Annotated in this window: 11 protein-coding genes; 1 reads left to right on the forward strand and 10 read right to left on the reverse strand. The window is 67.7% G+C overall.

Annotation, left to right across the window (positions count from 1 at the left end; genetic code table 11):
• The 10 genes from ACQ3DC_RS15355 to ACQ3DC_RS15400 form a co-directional block, all read right to left on the reverse strand.
• Positions 1 to 696, reverse strand: coding sequence for a 3-oxoacid CoA-transferase subunit A (locus ACQ3DC_RS15355; protein ID WP_157240261.1), 696 nt, complete (start codon positions 694 to 696; stop codon positions 1 to 3).
• Positions 697 to 700: 4 nt separating this feature from the next.
• On the reverse strand, positions 701 to 1,915 hold the full coding sequence (locus ACQ3DC_RS15360; protein WP_430752633.1) for a thiolase family protein: 1,215 nt from the start codon (positions 1,913 to 1,915) through the stop codon (positions 701 to 703).
• A gap of 87 nt (positions 1,916 to 2,002) precedes the next feature.
• Positions 2,003 to 2,509 (reverse strand): 4-carboxymuconolactone decarboxylase, encoded by a 507-nt coding sequence (gene pcaC / locus ACQ3DC_RS15365; protein ID WP_157240257.1) that lies wholly within the window; start codon positions 2,507 to 2,509, stop codon positions 2,003 to 2,005.
• A complete protein-coding gene (locus ACQ3DC_RS15370; protein WP_430752634.1) occupies positions 2,506 to 3,324 on the reverse strand; it encodes an alpha/beta fold hydrolase in 819 nt (272 codons plus the stop codon). The genes pcaC and ACQ3DC_RS15370 overlap by 4 nt, the downstream gene beginning before the upstream one ends.
• Positions 3,317 to 4,804 carry a lyase family protein gene (locus ACQ3DC_RS15375; RefSeq protein ID WP_430752635.1) on the reverse strand — a complete coding sequence of 496 codons (1,488 nt, stop codon included), beginning with the start codon at positions 4,802 to 4,804 and terminating at the stop codon, positions 3,317 to 3,319. The genes ACQ3DC_RS15370 and ACQ3DC_RS15375 overlap by 8 nt, the downstream gene beginning before the upstream one ends.
• Positions 4,801 to 5,364, reverse strand: a complete 564-nt coding sequence (gene pcaG / locus ACQ3DC_RS15380) for a protocatechuate 3,4-dioxygenase subunit alpha (protein WP_323057989.1) — start codon at positions 5,362 to 5,364, stop codon at positions 4,801 to 4,803. The genes ACQ3DC_RS15375 and pcaG overlap by 4 nt, the downstream gene beginning before the upstream one ends.
• Positions 5,365 to 5,368: 4 nt before the next feature.
• Complete coding sequence (pcaH, locus tag ACQ3DC_RS15385) at positions 5,369 to 6,256, reverse strand: protocatechuate 3,4-dioxygenase subunit beta (protein ID WP_430752636.1); 888 nt, start codon at positions 6,254 to 6,256, stop codon at positions 5,369 to 5,371.
• A gap of 58 nt (positions 6,257 to 6,314) precedes the next feature.
• A complete protein-coding gene (locus tag ACQ3DC_RS15390) occupies positions 6,315 to 8,198 on the reverse strand; it encodes a bifunctional sugar phosphate isomerase/epimerase/4-hydroxyphenylpyruvate dioxygenase family protein (protein WP_430752637.1) in 1,884 nt (627 codons plus the stop codon).
• A complete protein-coding gene (locus tag ACQ3DC_RS15395; RefSeq protein ID WP_321214792.1) occupies positions 8,198 to 9,079 on the reverse strand; it encodes a shikimate dehydrogenase in 882 nt (293 codons plus the stop codon). Before ACQ3DC_RS15395 ends, ACQ3DC_RS15390 begins: the two co-directional genes overlap by 1 nt.
• Positions 9,080 to 9,251: 172 nt before the next feature.
• A complete protein-coding gene (locus ACQ3DC_RS15400) occupies positions 9,252 to 10,079 on the reverse strand; it encodes an IclR family transcriptional regulator (RefSeq protein WP_323057985.1) in 828 nt (275 codons plus the stop codon).
• 232 nt (positions 10,080 to 10,311) lie between these two features.
• Here ACQ3DC_RS15400 and ACQ3DC_RS15405 point away from each other — a divergent pair, with 232 nt between their 5' ends.
• A complete protein-coding gene (locus ACQ3DC_RS15405; protein WP_421092619.1) occupies positions 10,312 to 11,631 on the forward strand; it encodes an MFS transporter in 1,320 nt (439 codons plus the stop codon).
• Positions 11,632 to 11,731 lie beyond the last annotated feature (100 nt).

Raw genomic sequence — 11,731 nt, forward strand, 5'->3', positions numbered from 1 at the left:
TCAAGCGACCTTTCCTGCAGGGGAGGCGGTACTGGCCGCGGGCACGCGGACCACAGTGTTGACGTAAATGCCGGGGGTCACCACGTTTTCCGGGTCCAGTCCCCCGACGGGGACGATCTCGGAGACCTGGACGATGGTCTGCCTGGCCGCGGCGGCCATGATCGGACCGAAGTTCCGGGCCGTCTTGCGATACACAAGGTTGCCCTTGCCGTCGGCCTTCAGTGCCTTGATCAGGGCGACGTCGGCGTGGATAGGTGTTTCGAACACCTGGCCGCGGCCGTCGATGATGCGGGTTTCCTTGCCCTCGGCCAGCATCGTGCCGTACCCGGTGGGGGTGAAGAACCCGCCGATCCCGGCCCCGGCGGCCCGGATCCGCTCGGCCAGGTTGCCCTGCGGCACGAGTTCGAGTTCGATCTCGCCGGCCTTGTACTTGGCGTCAAAGTGCCAGGAATCGGACTGCCGCGGGAAGGAACAGATCATCTTCTTCACCCGGCCCTCCTTGATCAGCAGCGCAAGGCCCTGATCGCCCTGGCCGGCGTTGTTGTTGACCACGGTCAGGTCCGTGGCGCCGCAGTCCAGCAACGCGTCGATCAGTTCGAACGGCTGGCCGGCGTTGCCGAACCCGCCGATCATTACGGTGGAACCGTCCTTGATGCCGGACACGGCCTCGCGGACAGAATCTACAAAAGTCAGCATGCGCTTATGCCTTTCCTGTGCTGGTGCCTGCGGAGGCGGTGACGTTTTCGAGGACCACGGCCAGGCCCTGGCCCACGCCGATGCAGATCGCGGCCACGCCCCAGCGTTCCCCGGAGGCCTGCAGGCTCCGGGCGAGGGTGCCCAGGATCCGGGTTCCGGACGCACCCAGCGGGTGGCCCATCGCGATCGCGCCGCCGTGCCGGTTCACGATTTCGTGGTCGATCCCCCAGGCGTTGATGCACGCCAAGGACTGCGCGGCGAACGCTTCGTTAAGTTCGACGGCGCCCACCTGGTCCCAGCCGATCCCCGCCTTCGCGAGGGCCTTGTTCGCCGCCTCCACCGGGGCGTACCCGAAGTACTGCGGATCGTTCGCGTGCGCGCCGCGGCCCGCGATCCGGGCCAAAGGGTCCAGCCCCAGCAGCCCGGCGGCGGCCTCGCTCCCCACCCAGGCCGCGGAGGCGCCGTCGGACAACGGCGAAGCATTCCCCGCGGTGACCGTGCCGTCCTCGGTCCGGAACACCGTCTTCAACCCGGCCAGCTTCTCCGCCGACGAGCCGGGGCGGATGCCCTCATCCCGCACCAGGTCCGTGCCCGGAACCGGTGCCACCAGGTTGTCGTAGAACCCCTCATCCCACGCGGCGGCGGAGAGGTTGTGGGAGGCCGCGGCGAACTCGTCCTGCGCTTCGCGGGTCACCCCGTACTTCTCGCGCAACCGTTCCGTGGCCTCGCCGAGGGAGATGGTCCACTCCCTGGGCATAGCCTTGTTCACCAGCCGCCAGCCCAGGGTGGTGGAGGCCAGGGTCATGTCCCCGGCCGGGTAGGGCTTCTCCGTCTTGGGCAGCACCCACGGCGCCCGGGACATCGATTCGGCGCCGCCCACCAGCATCAGGTCGGCATCACCGGCGTTGACCTGGCGGGAGGCGATAATGGCGGCATCCAGCGAGGACCCGCAGAGCCGGTTGACCGTGGTGCCCGGGATGGACACCGGCAGCCCCGCGAGCAGGGTGCCCATCCGGGCGATGTTCCGGTTTTCCTCGCCGGCGCCGTTCGCGTTGCCGAACACCACCTCATCAATCCGCTCGGGATCAAGCCCCGGGGCCCGCTTCACGGATTCCTTAATGACGTGCGCGGCAAGGTCATCCGGGCGGACGGCGGCAAGGCCGGACCCGAATTTGCCGAACGGGGTGCGCACGGCGTCGTACACAAAAGCCTGGTTCATAACTCGTTCCTCTGGTTTGCGTCTGGGTTTCCCAACTAGGTAGCGCTAAGTGTCGTTTTCGGGGGTCAAAACGACACTTCGCGCTACCTAGTTGGGTTGGGGTTCGTCGGTGTGTGTGTTGTCCGTTGCAGCGTTGTCCATTGCGGCGTTGTCCAGTGCAGTGCTGTCCATTGCATGGAAGACCTCTTGGGCTGTCTTGAAGGCCGTGTTCGCCGAGGGGACGCCACAGTAAATGGCCGTCTGGAGCAGGATTTCCTTGATTTCGTCCCTGCTGAGGCCGTTCCGGACGGCGGCCCGGATGTGCATGGCCAGCTCTTCCCAGTGCCCGTGCGCCACCATCGCGGTGATGGTGACGGCGGAGCGCATCTGGCGGGAAAGGCCGGGCCGGGTCCAGATGCCGCCCCACGCGATCCGCGTGATCATGTCCTGGAAGTCCTCGGTGAACTCGTCCTTGTTGGCGTTGGCCCGGTCCACGTGCGCATCGCCCAGGACCTCGCGGCGGACAACCATGCCGCCGTCGTAAATGTCCCGGCTGGTGGCGTCCGGCTGGACCACGCCGTGACGCTCCGCGCCCGCCTGTTCGAAGCCGCTCATGCGCCTGCTCCCCGCGATTCTGCCCAGGAGATGAGGCTGCGCATCAGGTCTGCCACGTGGGCAGGCGCCTCGGCGGGGGCCAGGTGCGCCACGCCCTCCAGCGTGACAGCCGTGGCAGTGCCGCCGCCGGCGATGATGCCTGCGGCCACTTCCTCCGCGGACGACGGCGGGGCCACCCCGTCCAGCGCGCCGGCTATGACCTGGGTTGGCACCCGGATGCTGCCCAGTTCGTCACGCACGTCAAAAGCCGCGAGCGCCTCGCAGCAGAACGCATAGCTGAAGCGGTCGGCGTCGCGCAGGGCGTGCAGGAGCCGGCTGCTGAGCTCGGGCTCGCGCTCCATGAAGCCCGGCGCGAACCAGCGCTCGGCCGAGCCCTGGATCATCACCGGCGTGCCCTGGCTGCGCACGGTTTCGGCGCGCTCGAGCCACCCCTCCGGGGTGCCCAGCTTCGCGCCGCTGCACTGCACGGACAGGCTCTTGAGCCGTTCCCCGTGCTTGATGCCCAGCTGCAGGCCGGTGGCGCCGCCCAGCGAGACGCCGGCGTAGTGAAAGGATGCGCCGGGGGCGATGGAATCAACGAGGTCCACCACGGCGTCAGCCAGCGCGCCGACGTCGAACGTTTCGGTGGCGGCGGGCGAGACGCCGTGGCCGGGCAGGTCCCAGGCCACCACGTCATAGTCGTTCCCCAGCAAGGAAGCGGTGCGGTTCCAAAGAATGGTGGACGTGCCCAGTGACGGACCGGCCACCACCAACGGATGGTCTCCGAGGGGTCGCTGGGGGGACAGCAGCGCTGCCTTCAGGGCTGGCTTAGCCACGGGAAGCTCCATTCGGTTCGGTGTCTGCAGGTGGATTGGCGGCAAAGTCCGGATACGCGGCCAGGATCCGCCGCGCGATTTCCGGGGCCTCGCCGAGATAGCTGGCGGGGTTGAGGATTTCCTCCAGCCGAAGGTCGCTCAGGACCCCGGCGGGGACCGCCTCGCGGAGCAGCTTGCGGTACGTGGCGGCCTGCTCCGCGGGCGGGGCCTGGAGCGTCTGGTCCACCACGGCCTGGAGCTGCTGCTTTCCGCTGAGCCCGCCCTTGTCCGGAAGCAGCGGGGCAACAGCCGCACCCACGCCTTCAGCCAAAAGCAGCGGCCCGGCGAGATCCAGGTTCCGGCGCATGGCGTCCGGGAACACCTGGAGGCCCTCGGCCAGCTCGCGGACGTGGCCGGCCGCCCCGAGGGACAGGGCCAGGAGCTGCCGAAGCGCAGGCCACTCGGTGTGCCACGCGGCGTCCGGGCGTTCGTCGTTGAAGTTGGCGGCGGCCAGGTGCAGCTGGGCGGCCAGGGCCGGGGCCTGCAGCGCGGCGCTGCGGACCAGCACGGACAACACGGGGTTCTGTTTCTGCGGCATGGCGGAAGAGACCCCCCGGCCGGCGGCCCGCGGCTCAGCCAGCTCGCCGACCTCGGGACGGCTCAGGAACAGGACATCCGCCGCGATCTTGCCGAAGGCGTCCAGCACTGCGGCCAGGGCGTTGCCCAGCGACGTCACGGCCAGCCGGTTGGTGTGCCACGGTGCAGGGGCCGCGGCCAGGCCGAGCTGGGAGGCCAGGGCATCGGCGAGCCCGAAGGGGGTGGCAGCTGAACCGCGGGTCAGTACAGTGGCAGCCGCGAGGGTGCCCGCCGCGCCGCCGAACTGGACCGGGAAGTCCAGGCCCGCCAGCTGCCGGGCTGCGGCAGCCGTGCCCTGGAACCACTGTGCGGCCCGCAGTCCGAACGTGAAGGGCAGGGAATGCTGCGTCAGGCTCCTGCCCACGCACAACGTATCCGCATGCCGTTCCGCCAGGGCCGCGAGCGCCGCCGTCGTGCGTTTCAGGTCACCCAGCAGCGCCTCCACGGTGTTGCGGGCCACCAGCATCAGCGCCGTGTCCAGGACGTCCTGGCTGGTCAGCGATGTGTGCACCGCTTTCCCCGCCCCAAGATTGGCGGCATCCAGCGCGGCAACCTGCTTCCGCAAGTCGGCAAGCAGCGGGATGACCGGGTTGCCGCCGCCCTGGGCACGCCGGGCGATGGCGGCCATGCTGTACCGGCCGGGTTCCGCGGCAGCGGACACGACGGCGGCGGCACCGGCAGGTGCGAGGCCCTCCTTCTCCAGCACGGCGGCCCAGCCGGACTCGACGGCGAGGATCGCTGCCAGGACTGCGCGGTCCCCGGTCAGCGCCGCCACAAGGGGCGACGCCGAGACGGGGCTCAGCAGTCCGGCGTCGCCCTCTCCTCCGAAGGCGGCCGTATCTCCCGGGCCGGCGGCTCCGGTCACTGGAAGTCCAGGAAGACGGTCTCGCCCTCACCCTGCAGGCGGATGTCCCAGGTGAGGCCGCCGTCAGGGTCGCGGCGGGCGATGAGTGTCTTGCGGCGCTCCGGATCCAGGGAGCTGAGCAGGGGGTCGTTGGCCAGCGCCCCGGTGTCTTCCGGCAGGTAGATGCGGGTGAACAGCCGGTTGGTCAGGCCGCGGGCGAAGAGCGCCACGGAGATGAACGGTGCCGCGCCCGGCTTGGTGGGGCCGGGGTTGACCGTGGTGAAGGTGAAGACGCCGGAGTTGCCCACGGCGCCGCGGCCCCACCCGGTGAAGGTGTAGCCGTCGCGGACCAGGGAGCCGGTCTTCTGGACCACGTTGCCCTGGGCGTCGGGCTGCCAGATTTCCAGGATGGCGTCGGGGATGGTGTGTCCGGCGCCGTCGTACACCGTGCCCTGGAGCCGGATGGAGCCGGGTGAACCCGGGGCCAGCAGCTCGTTGTCCTTCTCGAAGGGCAGGGCGTAGCCGTAGAAGGGACCGACGGTCTGGCCGGGGGTCGGGACAAGTTTGGTCTGGTTGCTCATATGCCTATTCCCCTGCCTCTTCGTTGCTGTCGCCTGCGGTACCGAACGCCTCGTTTTCGGTCCAGGTCCGCTTGGGCCCGGTCAGGACGATGTCCCAGTTGTAGCCCAGGGCCCACTCGGGCTCGGTGAGGCTGTGGTCGTATGTGGCCACCAGCCGGTCGCGGGCATCCTGGTCCACGATGGTCTGGTAGATCGGGTCCAGCGGGAAGAGCTGGTCACCGGGGAAGTACATCTGGGTGATGATGCGCTGGGTGAACTCCGTGCCGAACAGGGAGAAGTGGATGTGCGCCGGGCGCCAGGCGTTCAGGTGGTTCTTCCACGGGTAGGCGCCGGGCTTGATGGTGATGAACCGGTAGGAGCCGTCCGGGCCGGTGATGCAGCGGCCGATGCCTGTGAAGTTGGGATCGATCGGAGCGGGGTGCTGGTCACGCTTGTGGATGTAGCGGCCGGAGGAGTTGGCCTGCCAGATCTCCACCAGCTGGCCGGCCACCGGGCGGCCGTCACCGTCCAGGACCCGGCCGGACACGATGATGCGCTCACCCTGCGGCTCGCCGTTGTGCTGGATGGTCAGGTCCGATTCCAGTGCATGGACGTCCTGGTGCCCGAAGGCCGGGGAGTACAGTTCGACGGTCTCCGGGTCCGCATGCTGCAGGCTCTTGGTGGGATGCCGCAGGATGCTGGAGCGGTAGGGCGGGTAGTCCAGCCGGGGCTGGGTCTCGGCGGGCGCACCGTCTTTGAGGGCCCGGGCATAGGCCTCGCCCAGGGCACTGATCTCCGCACTGAGGTCAGCCTGGGTTTCGATGGCGAGGTCCAGGGGCAGGTGGGCTGCCTTGGGCTCGGCGGGCGGCACAGACTCGTCCGTTTCAAGCTCGGCGTTGATGTCTTCCGGCACGGCTGGCTCCTTTCTGGTTTTCGGTTTGGGCGGTTGTCAGGTGTACAGGCAGTGCTGCTCAGGTGCGGTGCAGCGAGTCGTACTGCACTGCGTGGCGGACCGGGGCGTTGGGTGCCCCGTAGCCGTCATAGTTGCCGCGGCGTTCCACCATTTCGAAGAACACGCTGCCCACGGTGGCCGTGTAGAAGTGGAGGAATTCGCCGTCGGCATCGCGGTCGTACAGGAGGTTGAGGTCCTTGAGGGTGGCCAGGAATCCGGGTTCGAGGTCGAAGCGGGCGTCCAGGTCCTCGTAGTAGTTCGCGGGGATCTGCAGGAATTCCAGCCCCCGGTCACGGGCGGCTCTGGCGGCGGCCACGAGGTCGTCCACGGCGAAGGCGATGTGCTCCTGGTAAGTCTTGGGCACGCTCTGGGTACCTTGCCCGGCGGCCTGCTGCACCGGCGCCAGGTTCAGCACCAGCCGCACCGCGCCGTCGGACGTCTGCATGACCTGGGAGCGCACCAGCCCGCTGGGGCTGGGGACTTCGGCGAACGGCTGCGGCTCCAGTGCCAGGGCGCTGGTGTAGAAGAGGACGGCTTCGTCGAAGTGCTGCCACGGCTGGGCGAGGTTCACATGGTCAATGACCGCGTTCCGCGCCACCCGCGGTTGCTCCAGGCCCTCGCCGAATTCATGCGTCCATGCGGCCGTGCCGTCCGGGCTGCCCTGGCACAGGAAGATCTCAGTGGAGTCCGGGGCGGAAATGCCCTGGAATACTTCCTCGTCCGCCTGGACCTTGCGGGCCACCACGGGCGCCTTCAGCTGCTGCGCGCGGGCCGAGGCAATCACGGGGGAATCGACGTCGAAACCCAGCGCGGCGATGGACGGCTCCGCGTGTGACGCTGCCTGCTCGTTGATGATCACGCGGGCCTGGCCCATGGTCCACAGCTGGACGTCCTTGGTGCGGTGCCGGCCCTCGAATTCGAAGCCGAGCTGCCCCAGGAGCTTCTCAAGCTGCACGGTGTCGTCCGCCTTGACCTCGGCGAAGTTGAAGCCGGCGGGTTCGTTCACCTTGGGCAGGGTGGCCAGTTCCATGGGATAACGACGGCGGGAGGCAGCACTGCTGCCGCCTGCGGCTTCCGCGGTGCCTGACAGCCATTTGGCACTCTGTTCCTCCAGCCAGATCAGCGACCGCATGGCGTCCACGGCCGTGCGGTCGACGTCGGACTGGCGGAAGACGTCGTTGAAGACTTCCAGCGAGACCGGGCCGGCGTAGCCGGCTCGGACCACGTGGCCCATGAACTTGGCGAGCTCGAACTGGCCTTCGCCCGGGAACACGCGGTAGTGGCGGCTCCAGGACAGGACGTCCATGGAGAGCTTGGGGGCGTCCGCCAGCTGGACAAAAAAGATCTTCTCCGCGTTGATCTTCTCGATGGGCGCGGTGTCCCAGTCGCGGGAGAGGATGTGGAAGGAGTCAAGGCACGTGCCGAAGTTGGGGTGGTTCACCATCTCCACCAGGCGGTAGGCGTGCTCGTAGTCATTGACGTACTTGCCCCAGGCCAGGGCCTCGTAGGCGACCCTGATGCCGTGCTCCCCTGCCAGCTCCGCGAGTTCGGAGAGCTGGGAGGCGCGGAGGTCGTCGTCGTCGATGGTGGCCGTGGCAACGTTGGAGCAGACCAGGATGGTGTCCATGCCCAGCCGGCCCATGAGCCTGAACTTCGCTTCAGCACGCCGAAGGTTGGCCTTCAGCAGGTCCGGCGTGACGCCGTCGAAATCCCGGAACGGCTGGTAGAGGTCCAGTCCCAGGCCGAGGTCTGCGGCCATCTTCCGCACGTCCTCGGGGCTCAGCGGCGAAGTGACCAGGTCCTGTTCGAAGATCTCGATGCCGTCGAAGCCCGCGATGGCGCAGGCCTGCATCTTTTCCTTCAGCGTGCCGGAGAGGCAGACGGTGGCAATTCCGGTGCGCATCAGGCAGCCACCTCCTCTGCGGCCACAAGTTCCAGGAAGTGGCTGCGCATGCGGTCCGGGTCCGCTTCGAGGCCGGTAAAGATGCGGAAGGCGTCGGCGGCCTGGCCCACGGCCATGCGGCCGCCGTCCAGCACGTCGCAGCCCTTGGCGCGGGCGCCGCGGACAAGTTCGGTCTCGATGGGCCGGTAGACGATGTCCGCCACCCAGTGCCGGGGCTCCAGCAGGTCCAGGTCGAGGGGAACGCCGGGGTGGGCGGCCATGCCCACGGGCGTGCAGTGCACCAGGCCGTCGGCCAAAGGCATCAGCCGCGGCAGCTCCGTCGTCGTCCGTGCCGTCACGGTGCTGTCCGGAAAGAAGCCGGCCAGTTCAGCGGCCCGGGCGGCGCCGCGGGCGGCGTCCATGTCCACGAGGTCCAGGTGGCGGACACCGGCGGAGAGCAGGGCGTAGGCGACGGCGGAACCGGCACCGCCGGCACCCAGCTGCACCACGCGGTCCAGCTTTGCGGCAGGGAGGCCGGAAGCCAGTGCGGCGGCAAAGCCGGAAAAGTCGGTGTTGTGGCCGACGAACCGGCCGTCCTCGATCACCACGGTGTTGACGGCGCCCAGCCGGCGGGCGTCCGGAGAAACCTCATCCAGGTGCTGCAGGACCAGCTGCTTGCAGGGGTGGGTGATGTTCAGGCCATTGAAGCCGAGGTTCCGGGCGCTCCTGAGGAGCTCTCCCACGGATTCCCCGGAAAGGCCCAGTTCCAGGAGGTCGATGGGCCGGTAAAGGTAGCGCAGTCCCTGCACATCACCTTCGCGTTCGTGCATGGGCGGGGTGAGTGACGGCATCACGCCGTCGCCGACCAGTCCCACGAGGTAGGACTCAGTTCGATTACTCATCCGTGCAGCTCCTTTGATACGGCACCGGGCGGCCGGCGTTGCCCTCGGGCACACGCAGCCAGCAGGTGACTGGAATAACGATATAACAAATGTTCACTTCTCGCACTCTTGTTCTACATACGAACAGATGGGCCTGAATCTGCGGTATTCGTGCGATGGGGCACGCCCTGGCTCACCGCTGCGGAAGGCGCGCGGCCAGTTCCGCCGCGGCCTCCTGCAGCAGGGGAACGTGCGCCTCCAGGCCTTCAAGGCTCAGGCGGAAGACAGGAACGGCAGTGGCCAGCGAGGCGAACGCGTGGCCCTGGGAGTTGAGGAGCGGGACCGCGACGGCGCGCATGCCGGCCTCGTTCTCCTCATCCATCACCGCATACCCCTGGGCCCGGACCTTCTCGATTTCGGCGCGGAAGGCGTCGCGGTCCGTAATGGACTTTTCCGTCAACCGCTCCAGCGGAAGCTCCGCCAACAGCTTTTCCCGCTCGGCATCCTCCGCGAAGGCCACCAGGGCCTTGCCGACGGCGGTAGTGGAGAGGGAGCCCAGGTGTCCGGGGTCGCTGGTCACCCTGAACATCTGCGGGCCGTCCACCTTGTTCACCGTCAGGTGGTGGTGGCCGTCCCGGACACTCAGGATGGTTGCCTCACCCGTTTGCTCGGTCACCCGGCGCAAAACCGGCATGGCCGTTCCTGCGAAGCCGTGGTGGTTCGAGACCCGCTGGCCCAGCTGGAAGATCCTCAGGCCCAGGTGGTACCGGCGCCCGTCCGGTTCATAATCAACGAACCCGTCCCGCGTCAGCGATCCCAGCAGGCGGTAAGTGGTGCTGAAGGGCAGGTCCGCACGGCGGGAGATTTCCGCGGCACTCGCGCCGCGGGGCTCGTCTCCCAGGAGGACCAGGAGGCCCAGGGCCTTGCCCACCATGTCCGTACGGTCCGCCTTGGCCGCCTTGGCGTCCGCTTTGATGTCGACAGCTGCATCGTCGTCAGCTGTGGTTTGATTCACACTCATACCTCGATGTTGCCACATAGTGAGAGCTATTTCTAGATGATGATTATTTTCTTGACAAGTGACTCCACTCACAGCCATCATTGCTGTATCGCACAAGTAGCTCCCACCATGTGGCTACTGTTCGGGTTTTCCCAACCGTCCAGCCGTGCCGGGCCAAGCCCCTACCCCAGGCCACGCCGGCTGCGAGCCCCCTGATCCATCCGCGACAAAGTCGTCACATCTAAGGAACTCCATGAGCCAGTTACTTCCGTCCACTGAGCCAGGCATCGCCGCCCCGGCCGGGACGCCGAAGAAGGCAGCCCTCGCCAGCTTCCTGGGCAGCGCCGTCGAATACTACGACTTCTTCATCTTCGGTTCCGCCGCAGCCCTGATCTTCCCCACGGTCTTCTTCCCCAATGCTGACGCGAACGCGGCCATCATGTCCTTCGCCACCTTCGGCTTCGCCTACGTGGCGCGGCCGGTTGGCGCCGTCATCCTGGGCCACTTCGGCGACAGGGTGGGCCGCCGGAAGGTCCTGATGTTCACCCTCCTGCTGATGGGTGCCTCCACCTTCCTGATCGGCTGCCTTCCGGACTTCAACACCGTTGGCTGGTGGGCTCCGGCCCTGCTGGTCCTGGCCCGGCTTTGCCAGGGCCTCTCCGCCGCCGGCGAGCAGGCAGGCGCCTCCTCCATGACGCTGGAGCACGCCCCGGACAACCGCCGCTCCTTCTTCACCTCCTGGACCCTCACCGGTACCCAGGGCGGCCAGATCCTCGCTGCCCTCGTCTTCATCCCCGTGCTCGCCCTTCCGGACGAGATCAAGTACGGCATCGGCTGGCGCATCCCGTTCTGGCTGAGTGCCGTGGTGGTTGTTGTTGCCTTCTTCATCCGGCGCACCCTGCACGAGCCGCCGGCCTTCGAGGAAGCACAGAAGTCCGCGCAGATCTCCAAGCTCCCTGTCGCCGACCTCCTCAAGGGCCACTGGCGCGACGTCCTCCGCGTCATCTGCTGCGCCTTCATCGCCGCCGTCTCCACCGTGTTCGGCACCCTCGCCATCAGCTACGCCAAGACGGTTGCCGGCGTGGACGGCACCACCACGCTGTGGCTCGTCGTCGGCGCCAACCTGGTGGCACTGGGCACCCAGCCGCTCTTCGGCATGCTCGCTGACAAGATCGGCCGCAAGCCGGTGTTCATCTACGGTGCCGTGGCCAGTGCCGCGCTGACCCCCGTGTTCCTGCTCAGCCTGGAATCCGGCAGCGTGCCGCTGATGTTCCTGGCAGCCATCGGCTTCTTCTCCTGCGGCTACGCAGCCTCCAACGCCGTCTGGCCGTCCTTCTACGCCGAGATGTTCAGCACCAAGGTGCGCTTCTCCGGCCTGGCCATCGGCACCCAGCTGGGCTTCCTGATGGCAGGCTTCGCCCCGGCGATCGTCGCGGCCATGGGCGGCATCAAGCCCGGCGGGTGGGTCCAGATCAGCATCTTTACCGGCGTCATCTGCTCCGTCGCGGTCATCTCCGCCCTCACGGCCAAGGAATCCTTCAGGACCCCCACCAAGCAGCTCGGCCTGAAGTAACGCACCAGCCCGGTTTCGGGACCGGAAGGCCCGCCATTCCCCGGAATGGCGGGCCTTTACTGGTTATAAGTGGGCTGTTTCGGCAGCAACCTCGCAGCAA

The organism is Paenarthrobacter sp. NEAU-H11 (genome assembly GCF_050573415.1).
Taxonomy (GTDB): Bacteria; Actinomycetota; Actinomycetes; order Actinomycetales; family Micrococcaceae; genus Arthrobacter.

Coding starts and splice junctions, on each gene's coding strand:
- pcaG (WP_323057989.1), bottom strand. CDS start 5,364: ATGAGCAACCAGACCAAACTTGTCCCGACCCCCGGCCAGACCGTCGGT.
- ACQ3DC_RS15395 (WP_321214792.1), bottom strand. CDS start 9,079: ATGAGTAATCGAACTGAGTCCTACCTCGTGGGACTGGTCGGCGACGGC.
- ACQ3DC_RS15400 (WP_323057985.1), bottom strand. CDS start 10,079: ATGAGTGTGAATCAAACCACAGCTGACGACGATGCAGCTGTCGACATC.
- pcaC (WP_157240257.1), bottom strand. CDS start 2,509: ATGAGCGGCTTCGAACAGGCGGGCGCGGAGCGTCACGGCGTGGTCCAG.
- ACQ3DC_RS15390 (WP_430752637.1), bottom strand. CDS start 8,198: ATGCGCACCGGAATTGCCACCGTCTGCCTCTCCGGCACGCTGAAGGAA.
- ACQ3DC_RS15360 (WP_430752633.1), bottom strand. CDS start 1,915: ATGAACCAGGCTTTTGTGTACGACGCCGTGCGCACCCCGTTCGGCAAA.
- ACQ3DC_RS15355 (WP_157240261.1), bottom strand. CDS start 696: ATGCTGACTTTTGTAGATTCTGTCCGCGAGGCCGTGTCCGGCATCAAG.
- ACQ3DC_RS15405 (WP_421092619.1), top strand. CDS start 10,312: ATGAGCCAGTTACTTCCGTCCACTGAGCCAGGCATCGCCGCCCCGGCC.